The following is a 22,069-nucleotide window of genomic DNA, read 5'->3' as shown; positions in this document are numbered from 1 at the left end:
CCTTAATGCAGAGGTGTAATGTTCCAAATATTATTTGCGTATTCCATAATACTTCGGTCAGCAGCAAAACGTTCTGCTCCAGCAATGTTAAATAATGACATCCTATTCCATTGATGCTGGTCTTGGTAAATAACAAGTAGTTGCTGATGGACCTTCAAATAATCTTCAAAATCAGCTAGGCACATGTACGGATCCCCTACACCATAGTCGCCAACAAGTAGGTAACGATAAATCGAGTCAAATGACTCACCATTAAATCCTCGACGTAAACTATCGACGACTCTATGTACCTTTTCCTTATTATGATAATAAGAAGAAGCCTCATAGCCTTCTGCCCATTTTCGCTCTACATCTTCTGCACTCATGCCAAAAATAAAGATGTTATCTTTTCCGACCGCTTCGAAAATCTCCACATTCGCACCGTCCATCGTACCGATTGTAAGGGCTCCATTCGCCATCATTTTCATATTCCCGGTTCCACTTGCCTCTTTTCCAGCAAGAGAGATTTGTTCACTAATTTCGGCTGCTGGCATTAACGCTTCCGCCATCGTCACACAATAATTTTCGAGAAAAACTACCCGTATCTTTTCTCGCAACACAGGATCCTTTTCGATGTCTGCACTCAAATGCCAGATTAACCGTATGACTTCTTTCGCCATATAATAGCCAGGTGCTGCCTTTGCCGCAAATAAAAAGGTTTGCGGGGGGATATTCAAGTTAGGTTCGTCTTTTAAATCCAAATACAAAGAAATGATTTTAAGGACATTTAGCAATTGTCTCTTATATTCATGTAATCGTTTCGCTTGTACATCAAAAATAGAATGGGGATCAATACTAATTCCTTTCTTGTCCATGAGGTTTGAAAAATCAATCTTGTTCGCTAGTTTAATATCTCTTAATTGCCGTAAGATACTTCGGTTCTCTGAATACCTTCTGAAGTCAGCAAGCTTTCGACCATCCTTTTTATATTCTTGGCCAATACAATCATCCAGTAATCTCGTTAAACGGGGATTGGCCTGACAAATCCATCTTCGATGAGCAATCCCATTCGTAACATTCGTGAATTTTTCAGAAGATGCTTGATAAAAATCAGAAAACACCTGACTCTTTAAAATATCAGAATGCAGCTTAGAAACCCCGTTTACCGAGGAAGAGCCGATTATACATAAATTAGCCATTCTGATTTGGCCATGGCTCATAATCGCCATCCGTTCAATTTTTCCCCACTCACCTGGATAACGATTCCACATTTCTTGACAATACGCTTCATTCAGTCCTTGAATGATCCCATAAATCCTCGGGAATTGTTGCTTTATAAGCTCCTCTGGCCATGTTTCAAGTGCTTCTGATAAAACAGTATGATTCGTATAGCTGACCATATTCATCACCATGTTATAGGCATCATCCCAGCTAAACAGATGATCATCCAACAAAATGCGCATAAGCTCTGGAATACATAGAGCAGGATGGGTGTCATTTATATGAATGGCAACTTTTTCGCTAAAATTATCTAAAGTTCCAAACTGCTGAAGATGATCGGATACGATGTTCTGTATTGATGCTGACACAAGAAAATATTGTTGACGTAAGCGTAATGTTTTTCCTTCAAAATGGTTATCAGACGGATACAAGACCTTACAAATAAGATCAGCATTCATTTTTTCATTCATCGCTCGGTTATAGTCGCCTTTAGCGAATGATTTCATATCGAACTTATCCACATCACGAGCGCGCCACAACCTTAAGATTGCCACTCCCTCAGAATCCGCTCCAGAAATCATCATATCGTATGGGACTGCTTCGACTTCATCGTAATCTGAGTAATTTGTCGTCAGACCATCCTTTGTCCAAATTTCTTCGACATGACCATTAAATTTCACACGAAAAGCTAAGTCGTTTCGTTGATTAAGCCAGACGTCACCACCAGGAAGCCATATGTCCGGAAGCTCCATTTGCCAACCATCAACAATTTTTTGTTTAAAAAGTCCATACTCATAACAAATCGAATACCCCATCGCAGGATATTCCATTGTAGCGAGAGAATCCATGAAACACGAGGCTAAGCGACCAAGTCCTCCATTCCCTAAGCCTGCATCAGGTTCTTCCTCGTAAAGCTCTTCTAGGTCAAAATTCCATTCCTTTAAAATATCTCGAAATTCCTTTTCTAAGCCTAAATTATAGAGGTTGTTTTTTAGCGAACGCCCCACTAAAAATTCCATGCAAAGATAGTACACTTTCTTTTTCTCTTGGTCTTTTAATTTCTGATAATATCTCGTTCTTTTGTCAGAAAGGATTTCGACGACCGTTCTTGCACATGTTTTGTACATCTGCTTCCGGTCAGCTTCCTCCGCCGAGATCCCATAATGTCGTGACAATCTATTTTTAATAAGTACGCCTAATTGTTTTTTTGTTAACGTGGATTGCATGGAAATACCTCCAGTCAAATCTGTCTAAAAAGTTCAAGGCTCTATGCGTGTCCATTTAATCGTCCCAATACAAATTGCTCTATCTATATCCAGTCGCCTGAATCGATTTACAATGTCCGAAGGTAAGAGAAAAAGCGAACAGGGCCAAACTGACTTTTTTGGTGAAATCGTAAAATTAAATAAGAACTTTATCCAATTCCATATAGAGTCTCTCATATTCTCTTGCTGATTTTCCCCAACTAAAGTCAATGCCCATGATCCATTCGACCAATGCATTCCAATCTTGCTCGTTTTTATACGTCTCTAAACCTCTGTAGATAGCATGTAAGAGATCATTCCCATTATATTGATCAAAGACAAAGCCATTGCCTTCGCCTTTCGAACAATCGTGAATCGTATCACGCAAGCCACCAACCGCATGAACGATTGGAACCGTCCCATATCTTGAAGCAATCATTTGTGCTAATCCGCATGGTTCACTTTTAGATGGCATGAGGAAAAAGTCAGCTCCAGCGTAAATTTTCCTCGCTAAATCTTGATTAAAGGTAATAAGGGATGATACTTTCCCTTGATACTGGTCCTGAAGCCATTTAAAGTAGTCCTCGTATTTACGTTCGCCAATTCCTAAAATGACGACCTGTACTTTCTCACTTAACAATTTCTCCATCATGGCGGCAACAATATCAATTCCTTTATGCGTAACGAGCCTGCTAACGATAGCAAAGAGCGGTACCTTTTCCTCTACTGGTAAATTGACAAGGCGTTGCAGCTCGGTTTTATTCAATTTCTTTTTATCTATCGTCTCTTGATTGTAATTCACAAAAATAGATGGGTCTGTTTCAGGATTATACAACTCCATATCAATCCCATTTAAAATTCCTTTAACCTTTTGCCCATTTCTTTGAATAATTCGTGCTAATCCTTTCGCGAAGTAATCATTCATTAATTCAATCGCATAATTAGGACTCACCGTATTGACACGATAAGCACATTCGATTGCAGCTTTCATTAAGTTCACGCAACCGTTATATTCCAAAACGCCCCGTGCTTCTGGTGGTAAACCTATGATATCCTCTAGCATGTGCAAGTCATTTTTTCCTTGATATTCGATGTTATGAATCGTGAAGAGTGATTTGAGATGTAAGTGGTGATAGGTGTAGTGAAGATATACTGGTATAAGTGCTGTTTGCCAATCATGACAATGAATAATATTTGGTTCGAAATCCATAACCTGAATGCTTTCCAATACAGCTTTGCTAAAAAAAGCAAATCGTTCGCCGTCATCATCATATCCATATGGAATCGCACGTTTAAAATAAAATTCATTATCGATAAAATAATAGATAATCCCATCTTTTTCTGTGCGGAAGACACCACAATACTGTTTCCTCCAAGCGAGTTCTACATGGAAATACCCTAAGAATTGCATCTTTTTTCGTTCTTGTGGACTAATAGATTCGTAAAGAGGTAAGACTACTCGCACATCAAATCGTTCTTTACTATCTTTCATTATTGCTTTTGGTAAAGCTCCGATTACCTCTCCTAAGCCCCCCGTTACAAAAAACGGAACACCTTCAGAAGCAGCTATCAGAATATTTACTTTCCGACCATTACTCTTAGCTTCAGCTTCATCATGAATGATTACCCGGTCTTTTTTGATTAAAATTGGTCCCTCGAAGGCAGACTCACTTTCATCTGATGAATGATTACCGGTAATTTTTATTTCTAAAGGAACACTTGGCTCTACTTTTTTATCTGCGATCGTCCGTTGTTGGATGACTTGTTTTCTCATCAGCTTTCATCTCCGTTCATTATGACTATATTTGCACTAAATCCTACTCCCTTTTTCGATATAAAATGGATGGGTTTCATGCCCACATAGCATTCGGTTTTCACCAATCTGAACGTTTTTGTCGGTGACGATATGATTCAATGTAGCATTGATCCCAATTTCACAATCTTGCATAACGATACTATTGCTCACAGTTGCATACTTCTTAATTTTCACGCCGCGAAAAATAATCGAATTTTTCACAGTCCCATCGATGATACATCCATCTGCAATAATCGAATTTTCAACGACAGCGGATGGTCCGTATTTCGTTGGGGCTGAATCATTGACACTTGTATAAATCGGACGATAAGGTTTCCGGAATAAGTCCTCTCGTACAGACAGTTTTAATAAATCTAAATTACTCTTTAAATAGCTTTCTAGTGAATCAATGTAAGCGAAATACTCTTTAAACTCGTAGCCTTTTACGAGGAAGTGATCTGTGTGGTCAGCCCAATAATCTAGAATTCTTGTATATCCTTTATTAATGGCTAATGAAATATGTTTTTTTAAGAACTCCTTCTGCACAATCATGGTCCCTAAGTAGAGGGCATCGCTAATTTTTATATTTGTCGATCTTTCAATCTTTGAAATTCGTTCATTTTTATCAAGCTTAAAAACAGGTCTTTTCTCTTTCCATGTAGCATTTTCTTGATTCTTCTTATATAAAATTGTCACATCTGCATGGTTTTCCTGATGGCTTTTTAACATATCAGAGTAGGAAATATTACAAACAATATCACAATCTGAGAGAACGACATACTTCTCATCCGCTTTATCCAAATAGTACATAATCCCTTTTAATGTTTCTAAGCGATTATCAATTTGGACTACTTCCTCTGAATCGTCAGGGAAGGATTGTAATAGCCGAATGCCACCTCTTTTTCTGGCTAAATCCCATGCCTTTCCGGTGCCAATATGGTCCATTAAATTCTGATAGTTTCTTTTTGTCACAATGCCAATATTATTGATGCCAGAGTTTGTCATATTGGATAGGACAAAGTCGATAAGGCGATATCTTCCACCAAAAGGTACGGAAGCCATAATACGTTTTTTTGTGATTTCTGGTACTTGTTTATCGTTGATATTAGAAAATACAATTCCTAGTGCATTCATTCGATAGCCTCTCTTTCCTGTCTAGTGGAATAAATGACATCATCCGATTTGATTACCTTTAATAACCCTTTTAAATGGGATTTTTCGATATATTTAAGATACATATTGCTATCGATTATTTCTCCACTAGAAATTTGTGTGCCATCCTTCACTTTGACGTTGCTGCCTAATACGGTTAGCTGCCCCCCATTCCCGCGGTCCTCGCCTACCTTTGCATCCTTTCCTACATAGACACCTACGTCCACAATGCTGTAATTAATGATCGCTCCTTCACTCACAAATGTATTTCTCATGACCACACTGTCTTTAATGACTGCCCCTTTTTCAACTGTTACACCACTAAAGAGAACAGAATTAATGACGGTACCATGAATTTCGCATCCTTCAGCAATCACGCTGTTCGTAACAGAAGCATCGTTCCCAATAAAATGAGGATGATCAGGATAGTGACGATAGCTGATTTTCCATTTATGATCATTTAAATCAAGCTTAGGGCGCTCCCCTAATAAATCCATATTTCCTTCCCATAATGACTGGAGTGTTCCCACGTCTTTCCAATAGCCTTCAAATGGGTAAGCAAACATTTTTTCACCTGAGTAGAGCATGGCTGGAATGACATTTTTACCAAAATCTTTTGAGGAATTCTCATCTTCTTCATCTTCCATCAAGTAGCGGAATAGTGCTTCCTTTTTAAAAATATACACGCCCATCGACGCTTTATTACTCTTCGGATTACTCGGTTTCTCTTCAAACTCGTAAATTCTCCCGTCCTCATACGTATTCATAATGCCAAAGCGGCTCGCTTCTTCCATCGGCACCGAAAGGACCGCAATCGTGCAATCCGCATCCTTCTCGATATGGTACTCGAGCATTTTGTTGTAATCCATTTTATAGATATGATCACCCGAAAGAATAATGACATATTCAGGCTGGTAACGTTCGATAAAATTCATATTTTGATAGATCGCATTTGCCGTCCCTTTGTACCAGTCTCCCCCTTTTACTTGTTGATACGGCGGAAGGATGTGAACACCTCCATGAGACCGATCCAAGTCCCAAGGCTCCCCATTATCAATATAATCATTTAATTCTAGTGGTTGATATTGAGTTAAGACACCCACAGTATCAATACCAGAATTGATGCAGTTTGATAAGGTGAAATCAATAATTCGGTACTTGCCTCCAAAGTGTACAGCTGGTTTTGCAATTTGCTTGGTCAATACGTGCAATCTACTCCCTTGACCACCTGCTAGTAACATCGCTACACATTTTTTCTTCCGAAACATCGTCCGCTCCCCCTTTAATTAAAGCTCTTTTCTCAAACTTTGTTGCTTTTGGAGCAAAAAATCAATGAAGTAATTTTTGTTTTCAGTGATAACTGAATCGTAAATCAATGAGAAAAGAGCTTGCAATCTTGCTAGAATGCACCAATTGACTATTCCTACGTTAAAATCGGCAATAGGATTTTAACAACAATCTATACGAAAACAGACTCAATTTGAATACTTTCTTTAAATTCTCACTCTCTTTTGCTCGATGTGTTGAAACACAAGTGTTGTTAAAGGTGGTAAAGTTATTGAAATGTATTGGTCGAGCTCATGCATCGGTTCATCTGTTGTTCCCAGTAGCTTGCGATTACGTATCCCTGAACCACCGAATTTCTTTAAATCCGTATTGAATATTTCTTTATATTGGCCTTTCTCTGGTACCCCAACATAATAATCCTCCCATAGGACCGGAGAAAAGTTCACAACAATTACTAATTCATTTTGCGATTTATCGATTCGTCGGAAGGAGAGTATATTTCTTGTATGGTCTGAATGGCAAATCCATTTGAATCCATCACGGGAGCAATCTAATTCCCATAGCGGACGATTTTGTAAATAAAAATGGTTCGCATGACTAAAAAATGTTTGTAATTTCTTATGAGATTCATATTTTAAGAGGAACCATTCAAGCTCTTTTTTGTAATTCCATTCAATGAATTGGCCGATTTCACAACCCATGAACATAAGCTTTTTACCAGGATGACAAAGCATATAGAGGAGAAAGCTACGGACGCCTGCAAATTTGTCGTGGTAGTCCCCTGGCATTTTATCTAACAAGGAGCGTTTTCCATGAACAACCTCGTCATGGGAAATCGGTAAAATGAAGTTTTCGTCACAAGCATAGACAATTGGAAAAGTAAGTTTACCATGATGATGCTGGCGTGCAATGGGGTCAACTTCCATATATGATAAGACATCATTCATCCAGCCCATATTCCATTTGTAATTAAAGCCTAATCCGTTATGGGAAGGAGGAAGCGTCACGCCTGGCCATGCGGTCGATTCTTCCGCAATCATTAAAGTATGAGGAAAATTAGTTAGTACGGTATGATTCAATGTTCTCAAAAAGTTAATTGCTTCAAGATTGCCTTCGCCTCCATAAGCATTTGGCCTCCATTCTCCATTTTTTCTGTTGTAATTTAAATAAATCATCGAGGCAACTGCATCCACTCGGAGACCATCAATATGATATTTCTCCATTAAAAAGATTGCATTTGAAATGAGGAAAGCCTGAACTTCATTTCTGCCAAAGTCAAAAATTCGCGTCCCCCACTGCTTATGCTCTTGTTTTAATGGATCTTTGTATTCATACAAAGGCTGACCATCGAATTCATATAATCCGTGGGCATCCTTTGGAAAATGAGCAGGAACCCAATCCATGATGACACCTATCCCATGTTCGTGAGCTAAATTAACGAAATACATGAAGTCCTCAGGTTTCCCAAATCGCGAGGTTATACTGTAATATCCACAAACCTGATAGCCCCAAGATCCGTCGAACGGATGCTCAGCTAATGGCAAGAGTTCAACATGGGTATACCCCATCTTTTTCACATATGGAATCAGTTCATTCGCAATCGTACGATAGTTCAAGTACCCGTCGTCAGCTGATTTTCTCCAGGACCCTAAATGTACCTCATATATATTCAGAGGACTCTCGTAAATATTCTGCTTCTCTTTAACCTTTTGCCAATCTTCGTCAGTCCAAGAGAATTTGCCAGTAAAACGATACGTATAAGAAGCCGTTTTCTCCTTTGTTTCACTATAAACTGCATAGGGATCAGCTTTAAAGAGTACCCGACCGTCATTCGTCGTCACTGCATATTTGTACAAGGAAAACTCTTCTAACCCTTCCACAAATAGCTCCCATATTCCCTCATTCGTCTCTTTCACCATTGGATGTGACTGGGGGTCCCAATGATTAAAATCTCCAACAATAGAAACTGCAAGTGCGTTTGGCGCCCATACTCTGAATACATATCCGTATTTTTCTTTATATTCAGAAAAATGTGCACCTAAATAATCATACGCTCTGAAGTTTTTCCCGTGGTGAAACAAGTATTTTGCTACAGACATATCCTCCTTATATTGCTGCATCTAATCCATCCCTTCTACAAATACTTTTATCACCCGAGTATATTAAAGAAAAATAACAGATAGAATAAGCAAATTGTACGAAATTGTTAAATTTTTACATAAAATTAATCTAACATCTCTGCTATTCCATATAATGTATATTATTTTAACATCGATCTATTAATTTTTTGTAAATTCAGTAAGAAATTCTTACAAAGAAATCAATATTCCTAACAAAAAAAGCACAAAAAGCATTTGATTTTCAAAATGCCTTTTGTGCTTTGCACCCTACATCATACTTTTTTTGTTAAAGATTCTAACAGATACGTAGGGAGATTAAAGGTTTCTTCATCTATCCCTAAAAATAGTTGCTTACTTGTTTTCTCATTCTCCAGTTCCTTAATTGCCGTCATCTCCTTATGGAGCCGCTCCATTTTTCGATCGAGCTCGCCTGCCGTAATGGCTGCTTCCTTTAACTCTGTAAGTAAATGTCCCGGAACCGCTTTGTTATATTTATAGAATATCTTATGCTCGAGACTTGCCCAAAAATCCATCGCAATCGTTCTAATTTGTATTTCGACTGGAATATGTTCTTCTCGGTCAGACATAAAAATCGGTATTTCCACGATTAAATGAAGGCTTTGATAGCCATTTGGCTTTGGATTTTGAATATAATCCTTACAATTAAGGATTTTTACATCTTTTTGCTTCTTTAACATCTCACTTATTTCATATATATCCGAAATAAAAGAACATGTGATCCGAATGCCCGCAATATCCTTAACTTGTTCTCTAATCGAAGATAAAGACAGTTCATGTCCTTTTCTCATTACCTTTTTTAAAATACCATCCGGTGATTTCACCCGAGAGGATACATGCTCAATTGGGTTATAATCATGAATGTAATGAAATTCCTCTTTTAGGATATTAATCTTTGTATTCATTTCATCTAACGCAAATTTATAAGCCATCATAAATCTTGTTAATTCTGTCTTCAAATTCTTCAGTTCTTGTATATCCATACTTTCACTCATCTCTAGTAGTAATGTTTTGAGCCATTAATTCTATTTTTTCAGGAGGAAAAACAAGTCTACAAATAATCTTCGCTAATTCATCAAAATTTGGAGTATTTCCACTTTCCGTATACATTTCAGGTATTTTTTCAAGGATGGACATGAGCGTCCAAGATACTGTTTCCAAATTTAGATCTTCCCAAGTAAAACCTTTTGCTTTTGCTTTTTCAAGACCTGTATGAATCCGTCCAACAATACTTCTCTTCACATTCATCAAAACTTTTGCAAGTTCAGGGTCTCTGTGAATCAGCTCTGGTAGAACACGATGAATCCCTTTTTCTCGCAACCGATTAAAATGGTCTTCTAAAAGTGACGAAAGATAAACTTCAGGATTAACGTTTACCCAGACTAGCTCAGGAGGCATTAAGCTTTCGAGCTTATCCTCCAGAATGGACATGAGAAGCTGTCGTTTATCTGAAAAATATCGATAAAAAGTGCCAGTTGCGACACCTGCGTGCTGTGCAATTTCCTTTGCATTTGTTTGGTCATACCCTTTTTCAGTAAAGAGGATTCTTCCGCTTTTTAATAAAGCTTCCCTCTTTTCATGGGCTCGCACTTGTTTCGGAATAATTGGCAACTCACCTATAAGTTGAGTCTCGTCCTTTTCAGTCATAGTCGTCACCTCATTCATCATTATAGCACAGGAACAGAAGATGAACTAGAGTTCACCTTTTTTATTGACACTCATTTCATCACATGTAATACTTGAACTATGGTTCATGTTTATTTGTTACATTATCTTCTTACACCCCTTGTATAATGAATAAATGGACATGAACTGTATTCTGTTAGTTTGAGGAGTCGTTTGCGATTGAATTCACAGAAGGCAAGTTTAGGAGATAAAATACAATTTTCTAGAAACGGAGAACGCTTTGTTGGTGAAGTGACTCGTGTACGTGAAGAGAGCGTTATTGTAAAACTAAATGATACAGATGCAGATTATTTAAAATTAGAGACTCCATTGACTGTTGTATCTCATAAGCACTATTTTGTTCTAGAGTCCAATTCGTTAAATTTAGAAGCTTAAGATAATGTGAATTGGGGTCAACAAACATTCTGCTCTCAATACAGATGTTTTATTTGATCATTTTGCAACTTCTGATTTATAATATTAATAATTATTTTTCCGACTTAAATAGAGTTTAATTAACTTAATTTCTGGAGGGTAAAAAACATGACAAAAACCCCTGAAAACAAAAATTTAAAAGTTGATTCACAGATTTCCTTAAAAGGATTAGTGAAAGCTATTTTTAATGACACCGTTCATGTTCAAATCGGTGGCAAAGTCATCACGTTACCAATTACTGATTTAAAAAGTCAATAAAATTTGAATAGATCTGAAAAGAGGATGTCCCGAAAAAGTTTGGGGACTCCTCTTTTTGTTTTGGTTATACATTTGTTGATTTCCAGCATAACATCCCCTTCTTCAGGAACCCCACCTAATACCGTTTATTTTTAGTGTCACTTACCACTGAATAATTTAAAGTTCCTTTTATACTGGTAGACTTTTTAGTCCCACTTATTAATAATCCAATTCCTAGCAATAAGAGAAACATTCCTAACCAGGAAGTGACCGTTAAGTATTCACCCAATAGGAATACTCCCAATAATGCTGCAGTTAAGGGTTCAGCTAAAGAAAGGGTAACCGCAGTTGATGAAGAAACATCGATTAGACCTTTGGCAAAAAGTAAATAGGCTATCCCAGTTGCCATAATCCCGAGTTGAAGACTTACCCCCACTCCTCGAAAACTCATTATCCAAGACATATCAAAAATAAATAAAAGTGGTGATAAACAAATTGCACTAAGTGTGAAAACGACTGCTACCACGGATAAAGAGGAATGCTTTTCAAGCAGACTTCTACTTATAAGCGTATAACATGCAAAAGAAAAACCAGCACCTATGGCCATTACAATTCCCACAGGGTCAACCAAAACCGATTCTTTTTTTACAAAGAGCATTAGACAACCTACTATTGATAGGAAAGTAGAGTACCACCAAATTTTTGATGGACGAATCTTTAAATATATCCATTCCGTTAGACCTGAGAAGATCGGTGCACTCCCAATGGCTATAACTGTCCCAATAGCCACTCCCGTAATCGAAACTGCTGAGAAAAATAATGGTTGATATAAAGCCATACACAAGGAAGCCATTATCGTTGACTTAATGGGCCAATTTTGAAAGTTAAATTTTCCTATTACCAGAACAATTAATAATAAAAATAGACCTCCAACAGCTAAACGAGTAGCTCCAATAGCTATTGGATGTGCTGTTTCTGGTGCAAATGCTTGAGTCGTCCCCGTTGTCCCCCATAGTATCGCTGCGAGTAATATAAAAAAAGGGGGCAATTTCTCCTTCATTTTGCTCACCTCAATATAAAAATAAAAAGAATATTAAACTTATAATAGAAAAATTCATAAAAATTTTCTTTACCAAGTTTAATACCTTTTTATCCATTATTAAGAATTCTATATTTTTGTGGAGATATGCCCTCAAACTTAACAAACCACCTTGTGAAAGATGAAGAATTCTCAAATCGCAATTCCTCACTAATTTCCGACATTGACCATTTTGTTGAAATTAATAAATGTTTAGCCTCTTTCAATCGTAGTTCAGTAATATATGCTTTGGGGCTTTTCCCCATTTTTTTCTTAAACCATGATGAATAATACACTGGATGGTAACGCTCGATACTAGCTAAAGTTTCTAATCGAATTGATTCCTTATAGTGTTTATGAATGTATTCAATAGAAGTTGGATTAGTGGTTTGAATTTTGTCAGTCACATATCTAGTTAAATTAACTAATGAAGACAAATTTTCTTGATTCTTAGCCTCTTCCAATAGCAAATAACGGATAGAAGTCCATTTTTCATCTAAACGTATATACATGTCACTCGTATCATCTGGTAAATACTGAATTGGTATATCTAAAACTAAGAACTCATTCCTATCTATAGAACGATAGCTGTGTTCTATTTTAGGGGGGATGTAAAAACAATAATCTGAGTTAAGGTTTATTTCTTGCCACTTCGTATGTATGTCCAATGATCCTTTTAATGGAAAAAGAAATTGTCCAAACTCATGATGGTGAGAATTAAAATCTCTAGTATAAGATCTTTTCTCACATATTATGTGGTTAACAGTATCCATTAGCGCCCCCCTAATTCTTGATTTAATTTCTTCGTACACTCTCATTTCATTATATGATATTTTTCTTGAATTCTAAATTAACTTACAATTAATTGGTTGATTAACATACGGTATCACAATTCGTGTGTTTAGCTCAAAACACAAGTATCCAACAAAAAATAACGTGCTAAACCAAATGCGATTTAGCACGTTATTTTTACTGTTAATTCAGATTTTCTTTACCAGATTCTCTCTATATTTATTTAACTGAATCCAGTTCTGCAGCTGTTTGACGTAAGTGTGTCTTGAGGATTTTTCCGACGCCATTTCTTGGTAGTGATTCTAAAAATAGAACTTTTCTTGGAGTTTTATGCTTAGCAAGTCTCTCTTGGCAAAAAGCGATTAATTCCTGTTCTGATACAATTGAGTCTGGCTTCTTAACGACACACGCAACCATTTCTTCACCCATTCTCTCGTCTGGTATTCCAATGACGGCAACCTCTGAGACTGCTCCATGGGTACTTAGAATTTCCTCTACGTCACGTGGATATAAATTGAAGCCTCCACGTATGATTAAATCTTTTTTTCGATCAACAATATATAAATACCCATCTTCATCCATCCGCCCCATGTCACCTGTAAACAACCAGCTATCCTTCAAAACTCGATTTGTTTCCTCCTCGTTTTGAAAATACCCAGGTGTCACATTCGGGCCCAGAACAATCAGTTCACCTACCTCCCCTCTAGGGAGCTCCACTCCTTCGTCATTGACGATACGAATTTCAACGCCTGGTATTGGCGTACCAACAGAGCCTGGTTTAATGACTGCTCCTTTTCCATGTGCTGTTACAATCGGAGCTGCCTCAGATAGGCCGTATCCTTCTTGAACATCAGCACCAAATTTTTGCTTAAATCCATGAATTAAGGCAACGGGCAGTGGGGCTGAACCTGAACTAACGGATTCAAGACAAGAAATATCATATTCATCTGCCTTAGGAAATGATAGCATCGCATGAATCATGGCAGGGACTGCAGAAAAGGTTTTAACCTGATATTTTTCAATCGCTGCAAACACTTCGGTCAACTCGAACTTTGGAAAAATAACAATTGAGCTCCCCGTCAAATAACAAATATTCGAGATCGTTAACCCATACACATGTGCGAGGGGTAATACACCGAGTGTTGTTCCTTGTTCCGTTTTACTATGTTCGCACGAATTGGCTGCATTAGAGTAAAGATTTTTATGAGTAAGCACAACACCTTTTGGATTTCCCGTTGTTCCTGAGGTGTAAAGGATAATCGCCGCATCATTCTCGTCAAGCATTTCAACCAGTTCACGATCAACAGATGTTTGTTTTTTCATCACATCATAAAAATTGTAAGCCTTTTCATTTGTTGCTACATCAACAACAATGACAGCTGGTTGCGAGGATAATTCCTCTATCGCCATTTCTACATGTCTTAAAATATGCGAGGAGGTAATAATCGCCTTTGCGCCAGAATTGCGAGCAATAAAGTGAATTTCACGAGGATGAAGCATAAACATCACCGGTACAATTACTGCTCCAGCTCTTGTGATACCTTGATAGGCAAAGAGTACCTCTGGACAATTTGGCATACAGACGATAACACGATCTCCTTTTTCGATACCCATTTCATTCAATCCATTTGCAAATTGGTCCGAAAATACTTTCGTTTCCGTATTTGTGTAGGAATGATCCTTGAAGTATAAAAACGGATACTCCCCATGCTTGTCAATATTTGTTTCAAGCAAATCTTTTAATAGCACTTCCCATCCGCTCCTTTCAGATTCTTTAATAAATTTTATGTAAGAATATTCTGAATTATAATCCTATATCCATTCTACTACACTTTTAAGATGTTTTCTTTATTTATGTAAAAAAACCGCTAATATTAAATATTAACGGTTTTACCTTATAAATTGGATAATTCTTTCCTTATTTCCTTCGATACAATCCGAGGCAATTTGGATTAATTGATCCATATACTTCACTTCGTCGAACGGTATTTCATCGCCAAGGTCCTCATTAATTCTCAAATAGTTGGAACCGAGTAAATGTTCACATTGATAAGAGACAGACTCTGAGGAAAGATGAAGAGCCAAATCAAGCAACTTTGGTGTAACTTTCAGCGACGGAAGATGAAATGGAAGCCACTCTTTAACCCCCCAACTTGTTTTACCATCGTCAGTAAAATCTATTTTTTGCTTGCCGGTACCAATCGATAAAATTTGGATATTCTCAATTTTTTCTTTGAAGTGATGCATCGCTTCTGTAATCCCTACGAGTGAGGGGTTATTCGCCCATAATCCACCATCAATGGATAAGAACTTATTGCCCATATTATTTGGCGGAAAATAGATAGGAGCCGAACAAGAGGATAAAACAGCGTCCCATACCTTAATCGATAGATCATTTTCTTGTTCAGCCTTACCGAAATTCGAGCGATGAACATAAGGATTTCCATGGGTTAGGTCCACAGCCGGGATTAGCAAGGGCTTTTCAATTTCTGCAAGGGTTAGGTCGCCAAAGGCTTTTTGAAAAAAGCGTCTTAAATACCGATCACTGTATACGGTTTTGAATAATCCGACCTTTGCCTGGCGAAGAAAAATTTTCTCACCATACATTTTGTACTGTTGCAGAAGGTCACTCATTTTTCTATTCAAAGCAACTGCAGTTGCAATAATCGACCCAGTACTTGTTCCTGCGACAATATCAAATGCATTGCTAATCGGCTCTCCCATCTCCTCCTCGATCGCTGCTAAAATAGCGACTGCAAAGACGCCCCTTATGCCACCACCATCCATACATAAAATCTTCATATTCCTCACCTTCTCCCCATTCTATTTTCTCTATTATGGCATGAAATGAGGTTGAAACAAAAAAAGACATGGCTAGCTGCCATGTCCACAAAACTTAATTTTTGACTTCCTGTACTAACTTAGCTAAAAACTCATAAATGCTCGTGAATGCTTCTTGAAACGTCATGCTTTCACGAAAATCGGGTAAATAGTTTAAAGTGAAATTTACATTCCACAAACCATCATTTTGATCAAACATTAAATCATACTTAATGTCGTCGCCTTGTAACTCTCGATTAAGGAACGCTTTAATTGTTTGTTCATGCTTTTTTTGGAGTTTTAACCCTAACATCACATCGTACGTACCGAAGACATCGTCTATCTCAATCGATAGCGCATCTACCCCGATTTCGTTAAAATGGGTAGCTTCGATATAAACAAACTCATTTTTATGAGCAAGTAAATAATCAATTGGATTGCTTAAAAAAGCTTGACCTTCTTCCGCTAATAGATTTTCTGTTTCCTTGTCGCAGCGTTCAATATACACTTGATTTGCTTCCATGTAGAATACTCCTTTAATTATCGCTGTTTTCCTATTGATTGTTGTTTTTTTCGTAAATGTCCAAAAACCGACATTTACACTTCCTACTTGGTTTAGTGCTACAAATTATTTTTGCACGGCACTTTTCGCTACTTTTTTACAGTTATTAAAAGGTTATATCGCTATTCATTTAATCAAATATTATCTAAGAACAACAATCTTTGTGAAAAGAGCCTTAATTATATATCTATTTCAAAATGGGTTACTATCTTCGTTTCTTATTTGCAGCAGATTTACGATTAGATGGTTTTGTTCCAGGTCTTGAGCCTGGTTTTGATCCAGCCTTTGCCCCTGTTCTTGAATCAGACTTTGAGCCGGCATTTCGACGGCCCTTGCCCGCCTCAGCATTTCCTTTTTGTTTGAAATCTCTATGTTTTTTCTCTTCCGTCTTTCTTCCATCTCTCGGTTTAGAACCTTGTTCTTTTGTTCTCTTGGAGGGTTGTCTTCCACCGCGACTCTCTTCTCTAGGCCTTGTTTTTGCGCCCCTCTGTTGTTTACGTTCATCTTTTGGTGCTTTCGTTTCCACATTGCCAATATTCTGCTTGGGAATACGAATATTTAATTCTTTTTCAATCATTTCAAGAGTTTGGCGGTCTGCCGGTGAATAAAAGGTAATGGCTAGTCCCTTCATGCCTGCTCTACCAGTTCTCCCGATACGGTGAACATAGCTTTCCGCATCTAGGGGAATATCATAGTTAAATACATGTGTGACACCCTCAACATCAAGTCCACGTGCGGCAACATCGGTTGCAATGAGGAGTTGAATTTCCCCATCACGGAACCGTTTCATCACCTGTTCCCGCTTCGCCTGAGATAAATCACCATGTAGTTCATCACATAAAAAGCCGTGTGCTTTTAAAATTCCAAATAGCTTCGTAACCCTCCGCTTTGTTCGGCAGAAAATCACGGCCAAATATGGACGATGCGTCTCAATCAATTCAATGATCGTCCCCTGCTTCGCGCGGTCAGTTGTGTGGAGCGCGATTTGCTTTACCGATAAAGCTGGACCTTGTTTTTTCTCCACTTGAATATTAACTGGCTCATTCATATGCTTCTTTGCCAGAGTTTTAATTTCATTCGGCATAGTCGCTGAAAAGAGCATCGTTTGGCGCGTGCGAGGAGTTTCTCTAATTATTTCCTCGACTTCATGCAAAAAGCCGATATGTAGCATTTGGTCGGCCTCATCGAGGACAAGAAAAGAAATATTCCCCAAAGATAGAGTCTCTCTTCTTATATGATCCAATAAGCGGCCTGGTGTACCCACGACGATTTGAACGTGTCTTTTAAGCTTTTTCAACTGTTTGTCTACATCTTGTCCACCATAAACAGCAAGTGCTTCGACTCCATCCATATTCTCAATAAGCTTCTTTACTTCCGATGTAATTTGTAGTGCTAGTTCTCTTGTAGGCGTGACAATTAACGCCTGTACATCTGGAGAGTCCGGCACTATTTTTTCTAATATTGGTAAAAGGAAGGCCAGTGTCTTTCCCGTCCCTGTTTGCGCCTGCGCAATAATATCCTTATTTTCCAATACATGTGGAATCGCAGCTTCCTGTATCGGAGTTGGAATGACTATCCCATTATGCGCAAGCTGATCCACGACTTTCTTTGAAATTCCTAGGGACAAAAAATCCGCCATATGTATTTCCTACTTTCTTGTTGCTTTGTGTATTACGTATTCTTCTGTGCTTATTTTGCCGTTTTTCTTCTCATTTTGCAAATACAAAAGGAGAGTCAGTTCGACTCCCCATAACATTTATTCGCAACCTAGGCGATTATTATATGGACGCTTCATGATTGCAAAATTTGTATCATAAAATAAACTATGCGTTTAAGTTAGTCATTTTTAAAACAACTGGACAATGATCACTACCAAGAACTTCATGGTGGATTTCTGCATCCTCGATTCTATTTTCAAGTGCCTGAGAAACGATGAAGTAATCAATTCTCCATCCAATATTTCTTTCACGAACCTTAGCCATATAGCTCCACCAAGTGTACGAATCTGTTTTGTCTGGATAAAGGTGACGAAAACTATCGACAAAACCAGCATTGAGCAATTCCGTCATTTTTCCTCTTTCCTCATCTGTAAAACCAGAGTTCCCAATATTCGATTTCGGATTACGGAGGTCAATCTCCTCGTGAGCCACATTCAAATCACCACAATAAATAACAGGCTTGATTGAATTCAATTCAAGTAGATATTCTCTAATCTCTTCCTCCCATTGAAGGCGATAATCTAACCGAGCCAAGTCTCTTTTTGAATTTGGCGTGTAGACATTCACTAAATAGAAATCAGCAAATTCGAGAATTATGCTTCTTCCTTCTTCTTCGTCATCCCGTTCTCCAATCCCATAACTCACTGAAATTGGTTTATGCTTAGTGAACACAGCTGTACCAGAATAACCTTTTCTTTCAGCATAATTCCAATATTGATAATAGCCATCTAACTCTAGCTCAATCTGTCCCTCTTGAAGCTTTGATTCTTGTATACAAAAAATATCCGCATTCACTTCGTGAAAATAGTCTAGAAAGCCTTTTTTCACACATGCACGAATTCCATTTACGTTCCATGATACTAATTTCATATATTTAAAATCTCCTTGCCTTACTCTATCGAATTACTTCCTTAAACATACATTCTACTATACTATAAAAGATGAATCGAGTTAAACATAATCGTCTTGTTAATGATGGTAATATAATGAATTGCTACTACATCAGATAATGTTTTGTTCAAATATGTATATCTTTCTCACATTACCAAACTAACACATATATTAAATTAAGAAAATATGGCAAGACTGGAATATATCCGCACTAAATGGATGGAAGGAGGGATTATCTTGAGGAGAATTTTTCTCTTGTTATCATTCATTTTTCTAATCAGCATTGGATGGACATATATAGACGATAAATTTAACGAGGAAAAAGTGGTTTCCACTTTCGATCATATAAAAGAAGATGTTCAAAGCTTTATTCAAAGCGGAGAATTAGAAGCTCGTATCACCAGCTTTATTATGGCAATCCAAACAATTATAGAAGATTTAAAAAATGAACCGACATCACCGAATAAACTCGCTATACCAGAAAAGATCAAAGAACCTGAACTTACGCCTCCCCTTGAACAAACCTTCTCTTTTTATAACACAGAAATTGGTGAGACCAAACAGCAGGTTGAAGAAGTTCTAGGCGAACCGCAGCGAGTTTCCTATAATGAATATGGTTTGAACTGGAGTACCTATCATCAAAACTATCAAAATTTTATCGAGGTTATGTATAATGATTCCGATCAAGTAGTAGGTCTTTTCACCAATCAAAATATCATTTCCTCCACAAAAAATGTAAACCTCGGAACTACAAAAGATACCGTAAGAGCAGAGCTTGGGAAGCCTTTAGCAAGGATTCAAAAAGGATTTGTCTATTATCAGCTCCAGGAGGACTCTAACTACGATGTGTTTATGTTGGACGATAGCTATGTAACCATTTTCTATGATATCCATGAGGATAATACGGTAACATCGATTCAATTGATTCATAAGGATATTGAAGAAAGCAAGAAAGATTTTTATACAAAAGCAAGTGAGCAGTTGAAAGAAGGCTTTGAGCTTCAAATGTTTGACCTCACAAATTCCACTAGAGTAAATCACGGTTTAAATATTCTAACCTGGGATGAACGTGTGAGGAATACTGCAAGGAAGCATAGCTCAGATATGGCCGAAAACAATTATTTCGATCACACAAATTTAGAGGGCCAATCCCCCTTTGACCGGATGCTTGCAGACCAGATCACCTTTTCTGTTGCTGGAGAAAATTTGGCTTATGGTCAATTCAGTAGCATTTTTGCACATGAGGGCCTGATGAACTCATTAGGACATCGGGAAAATATTTTGCAAAAAGACTTTGACTATCTAGGTGTCGGAGTCGCCTTTAACAGTGAATCCCATCCTTACTATACGCAAAACTATTTTACAAAATAGGACTCCGTGTGCATCACGGAGTCTTATTTTTTCACCACAACACCTGATTTATCTTCTAAAGGCTTGATCACGGCCGACATATCGAGGTCAGAAAGTCCAATACTCATGGCGTGTGAAAAAGAATTCTCTGCTAACTTACCTAATGTTTCCGTCAGCCCAGCTTGTTCAAATAGTTGATTTGCAAGTTTTACATCCTTATGGACATACTTCACTGCTCCTCCAGGCTCAAAGTTCCGATCTAATACGTATTGCTCCATATGGCGCTCAAGCATACGACTTTGCCCATAGCTCAATTTTAATAGTTTATATAGTTGCTCACTATCTAACCCAAATGCTGCACCAGCGACCATTGCTTCAGAGGCTGCAATTGAGTGTACCGCTACTAAATACTGGTTGATTAACTTAGCGATGCTTCCAGAACCAGTTCCTCCAAGATACTCAATCTTTTCTCCTAAGCTATTTAAAAGGGAACGCACTCGTTCATACGCTTCCTTTTCCCCACCAACCATAATCGTTAAAGTTCCATTTTCTACTCCCTCAGGACCACCGCTAACTGGAGTATCAAGATAATCAATTCCCTTTTCTCGCGCTTTTTGATAGATGATTCTACTCGTATCTACGCCTACCGTAGAAAAATCCAAACAAATCGTACCAGACTTGGCATGAGGTATCACTCCATCGAGAAAAACCTTAATCGAATCTTCAGGCATAGAAAGACAGCTACACACTACATCCGATTGCTCAGCCAAAGAAGGAATATCTTTTGCCCTTAATGCACCTAATTTTACTAAGAATTCAGCTTTTTCTGGTGTACGGTTAAAAACGAATACCTCATGTCCAGCCTCGAGGAAACGTTTCACCATCCGTGCTCCCATCACACCTAATCCAATAAAACCAATCTTCATCCGTATTGCTCCTTTCTATGTATGCGAAATCCACGAAAAACTATCTTCACTTCTACCTTTTGGGGTATACTCTAGTCCAACAAACCCATCGTAACCGGACAACTCTATCATTCTAAAAATATTTTCAAAATGAATTTCACCCGTACCTGGTTCGTGGCGACCAGGTGTATCCGCAATTTGAATATGACCTATGTACTCAAAATATTGTTCAAAATTGGCGATGAGATTTCCGTGCATTCGTTGAATATGATAAAAATCATATTGAAGCTTTACATTTGGCAAAGCAATTTCTTTGAGAATCTGTACGGAATCATGAAGATTAGATAAATAATAACCTGGCATATCAAATGAATTAATGGGCTCGATAAGGAGTGTAATTCCAAGTTCAGCCAGTTTTTCTCCAGCGTATTGGATATTTTTCACATACGCCCCTCTTGCTACATCACGATCTAGAGGAACTCCTGCCATACAATGAATTCGCTTCACACCTAATGCGGTAGCATAAGCAATCCCCTTTTCGATAGAATGACGGAATTCTTTTACTCGAGCGTAATCAACCGCTAATCCCCGATCTCCTTTATCCCAATTCCCCGGAGGCAAATTCATTAACGTAAGAGTCAATTCTTCATTATCTAATGTTTCTTTTATTCTTTCGACTTCTAAATCATAAGGAAATTGGCATTCCACATACTGAAATCCAGCTTCTTTTGCTTTCTTAAAACGCTCTAAAAAAGGGAACTCTGTAAAAATGGTTGATACATTAACAGAAAAATTCATCT

19 protein-coding genes are annotated in these 22,069 nt (G+C 37.8%); 3 read left to right on the top strand and 16 right to left on the bottom strand.

Translation table 11 applies throughout. From position 1 onward, the window contains the following. Positions 1-2: 2 nt before the first annotated feature. The 7 genes from FAR12_RS16445 to FAR12_RS16415 all read right to left on the bottom strand — a co-directional run bounded on the left by FAR12_RS16445 (position 3) and on the right by FAR12_RS16415 (position 10,463). The gene (locus FAR12_RS16445) at positions 3-2,426 is read right to left on the bottom strand and encodes a glycogen/starch/alpha-glucan phosphorylase (protein WP_126409902.1); all 2,424 of its coding nucleotides are present in this window, start codon (positions 2,424-2,426) and stop codon (positions 3-5) included. Between the two features lie 175 nt (positions 2,427-2,601). Then, a complete protein-coding gene (locus tag FAR12_RS16440) occupies positions 2,602-4,218 on the bottom strand; it encodes a glycogen synthase (protein WP_126409901.1) in 1,617 nt (538 codons plus the stop codon). Between the two features lie 36 nt (positions 4,219-4,254). Next, on the bottom strand, positions 4,255-5,373 hold the full coding sequence (glgD, locus tag FAR12_RS16435) for a glucose-1-phosphate adenylyltransferase subunit GlgD (RefSeq protein WP_126409900.1): 1,119 nt from the start codon (positions 5,371-5,373) through the stop codon (positions 4,255-4,257). Further along, on the bottom strand, positions 5,370-6,659 hold the full coding sequence (locus tag FAR12_RS16430) for a glucose-1-phosphate adenylyltransferase (RefSeq protein ID WP_126409899.1): 1,290 nt from the start codon (positions 6,657-6,659) through the stop codon (positions 5,370-5,372). The genes glgD and FAR12_RS16430 overlap by 4 nt, the downstream gene beginning before the upstream one ends. Positions 6,660-6,884: 225 nt before the next feature. Next, on the bottom strand, positions 6,885-8,798 hold the full coding sequence (glgB, locus tag FAR12_RS16425) for a 1,4-alpha-glucan branching protein GlgB (protein ID WP_126409898.1): 1,914 nt from the start codon (positions 8,796-8,798) through the stop codon (positions 6,885-6,887). A gap of 272 nt (positions 8,799-9,070) precedes the next feature. Then, positions 9,071-9,811 carry a GTP pyrophosphokinase gene (locus FAR12_RS16420; RefSeq protein ID WP_126409897.1) on the bottom strand — a complete coding sequence of 247 codons (741 nt, stop codon included), beginning with the start codon at positions 9,809-9,811 and terminating at the stop codon, positions 9,071-9,073. Further along, positions 9,804-10,463, bottom strand: a complete 660-nt coding sequence (locus tag FAR12_RS16415; RefSeq protein ID WP_126409896.1) for a TetR/AcrR family transcriptional regulator — start codon at positions 10,461-10,463, stop codon at positions 9,804-9,806. Before FAR12_RS16415 ends, FAR12_RS16420 begins: the two co-directional genes overlap by 8 nt. Before the next feature lie 198 nt (positions 10,464-10,661). On the opposite strand from FAR12_RS16415, the gene FAR12_RS16410 reads away from it, so the two are divergent. Further along, positions 10,662-10,877 carry a DUF2187 family protein gene (locus FAR12_RS16410; protein ID WP_170972232.1) on the top strand — a complete coding sequence of 72 codons (216 nt, stop codon included), beginning with the start codon at positions 10,662-10,664 and terminating at the stop codon, positions 10,875-10,877. Between the two features lie 147 nt (positions 10,878-11,024). Beyond that, positions 11,025-11,174 (top strand): hypothetical protein, encoded by a 150-nt coding sequence (locus tag FAR12_RS23525; RefSeq protein WP_170209242.1) that lies wholly within the window; start codon positions 11,025-11,027, stop codon positions 11,172-11,174. Between the two features lie 115 nt (positions 11,175-11,289). On the opposite strand, the gene FAR12_RS16405 is transcribed toward FAR12_RS23525, so the two are convergent. From FAR12_RS16405 to FAR12_RS16375, 7 genes are all read right to left on the bottom strand, one after another. After that, positions 11,290-12,213 (bottom strand): EamA family transporter, encoded by a 924-nt coding sequence (locus FAR12_RS16405; protein WP_126409894.1) that lies wholly within the window; start codon positions 12,211-12,213, stop codon positions 11,290-11,292. 89 nt (positions 12,214-12,302) lie between these two features. Beyond that, positions 12,303-13,004 carry an AraC family transcriptional regulator gene (locus FAR12_RS16400; protein ID WP_126409893.1) on the bottom strand — a complete coding sequence of 234 codons (702 nt, stop codon included), beginning with the start codon at positions 13,002-13,004 and terminating at the stop codon, positions 12,303-12,305. Positions 13,005-13,242: 238 nt separating this feature from the next. Continuing rightward, positions 13,243-14,772 (bottom strand): class I adenylate-forming enzyme family protein, encoded by a 1,530-nt coding sequence (locus FAR12_RS16395; protein WP_126409892.1) that lies wholly within the window; start codon positions 14,770-14,772, stop codon positions 13,243-13,245. Positions 14,773-14,913: 141 nt separating this feature from the next. Beyond that, on the bottom strand, positions 14,914-15,825 hold the full coding sequence (locus tag FAR12_RS16390) for a CBASS cGAMP-activated phospholipase (RefSeq protein ID WP_126409891.1): 912 nt from the start codon (positions 15,823-15,825) through the stop codon (positions 14,914-14,916). Between the two features lie 94 nt (positions 15,826-15,919). Continuing rightward, on the bottom strand, positions 15,920-16,366 hold the full coding sequence (locus FAR12_RS16385; RefSeq protein ID WP_126409890.1) for a branched-chain amino acid aminotransferase: 447 nt from the start codon (positions 16,364-16,366) through the stop codon (positions 15,920-15,922). Positions 16,367-16,610: 244 nt separating this feature from the next. Next, positions 16,611-18,044, bottom strand: a complete 1,434-nt coding sequence (locus FAR12_RS16380) for a DEAD/DEAH box helicase (protein ID WP_126409889.1) — start codon at positions 18,042-18,044, stop codon at positions 16,611-16,613. Between the two features lie 184 nt (positions 18,045-18,228). After that, positions 18,229-18,993 (bottom strand): exodeoxyribonuclease III, encoded by a 765-nt coding sequence (locus FAR12_RS16375; RefSeq protein WP_126409888.1) that lies wholly within the window; start codon positions 18,991-18,993, stop codon positions 18,229-18,231. A gap of 258 nt (positions 18,994-19,251) precedes the next feature. Between FAR12_RS16375 and FAR12_RS16370 the strand changes: the two genes are divergently transcribed. Further along, positions 19,252-20,385, top strand: a complete 1,134-nt coding sequence (locus FAR12_RS16370; protein WP_246010419.1) for a CAP domain-containing protein — start codon at positions 19,252-19,254, stop codon at positions 20,383-20,385. A gap of 23 nt (positions 20,386-20,408) precedes the next feature. On the opposite strand, the gene FAR12_RS16365 is transcribed toward FAR12_RS16370, so the two are convergent. After that, positions 20,409-21,290 (bottom strand): NAD(P)-dependent oxidoreductase, encoded by an 882-nt coding sequence (locus FAR12_RS16365; RefSeq protein ID WP_126409887.1) that lies wholly within the window; start codon positions 21,288-21,290, stop codon positions 20,409-20,411. Positions 21,291-21,305: 15 nt separating this feature from the next. Beyond that, positions 21,306-22,067, bottom strand: coding sequence for a hydroxypyruvate isomerase family protein (locus FAR12_RS16360; protein ID WP_126409886.1), 762 nt, complete (start codon positions 22,065-22,067; stop codon positions 21,306-21,308). Between the last annotated feature and the right edge of the window lie 2 nt (positions 22,068-22,069).

The organism is Bacillus yapensis, from assembly GCF_005280205.1.
GTDB lineage: Bacteria > Bacillota > Bacilli > Bacillales > Cytobacillaceae > Robertmurraya > Robertmurraya yapensis.
The sequence above is the reverse complement of the archived record's forward strand: the minus strand, read 5'-3'. Positions and strand labels throughout refer to the sequence as shown.

Coding starts and splice junctions, on each gene's coding strand:
- FAR12_RS16445 (WP_126409902.1), bottom strand. CDS start 2,426: ATGCAATCCACGTTAACAAAAAAACAATTAGGCGTACTTATTAAAAAT.
- FAR12_RS16440 (WP_126409901.1), bottom strand. CDS start 4,218: ATGAGAAAACAAGTCATCCAACAACGGACGATCGCAGATAAAAAAGTA.
- glgD (WP_126409900.1), bottom strand. CDS start 5,373: ATGAATGCACTAGGAATTGTATTTTCTAATATCAACGATAAACAAGTA.
- FAR12_RS16430 (WP_126409899.1), bottom strand. CDS start 6,659: ATGTTTCGGAAGAAAAAATGTGTAGCGATGTTACTAGCAGGTGGTCAA.
- glgB (WP_126409898.1), bottom strand. CDS start 8,798: ATGCAGCAATATAAGGAGGATATGTCTGTAGCAAAATACTTGTTTCAC.
- FAR12_RS16420 (WP_126409897.1), bottom strand. CDS start 9,811: ATGAGTGAAAGTATGGATATACAAGAACTGAAGAATTTGAAGACAGAA.
- FAR12_RS16415 (WP_126409896.1), bottom strand. CDS start 10,463: ATGACTGAAAAGGACGAGACTCAACTTATAGGTGAGTTGCCAATTATT.
- FAR12_RS23525 (WP_170209242.1), top strand. CDS start 11,025: ATGACAAAAACCCCTGAAAACAAAAATTTAAAAGTTGATTCACAGATT.
- FAR12_RS16405 (WP_126409894.1), bottom strand. CDS start 12,213: ATGAAGGAGAAATTGCCCCCTTTTTTTATATTACTCGCAGCGATACTA.
- FAR12_RS16400 (WP_126409893.1), bottom strand. CDS start 13,004: ATGGATACTGTTAACCACATAATATGTGAGAAAAGATCTTATACTAGA.
- FAR12_RS16390 (WP_126409891.1), bottom strand. CDS start 15,825: ATGAAGATTTTATGTATGGATGGTGGTGGCATAAGGGGCGTCTTTGCA.
- FAR12_RS16385 (WP_126409890.1), bottom strand. CDS start 16,366: ATGGAAGCAAATCAAGTGTATATTGAACGCTGCGACAAGGAAACAGAA.
- FAR12_RS16380 (WP_126409889.1), bottom strand. CDS start 18,044: ATGGCGGATTTTTTGTCCCTAGGAATTTCAAAGAAAGTCGTGGATCAG.
- FAR12_RS16375 (WP_126409888.1), bottom strand. CDS start 18,993: ATGAAATTAGTATCATGGAACGTAAATGGAATTCGTGCATGTGTGAAA.
- FAR12_RS16365 (WP_126409887.1), bottom strand. CDS start 21,290: ATGAAGATTGGTTTTATTGGATTAGGTGTGATGGGAGCACGGATGGTG.
- FAR12_RS16360 (WP_126409886.1), bottom strand. CDS start 22,067: ATGAATTTTTCTGTTAATGTATCAACCATTTTTACAGAGTTCCCTTTT.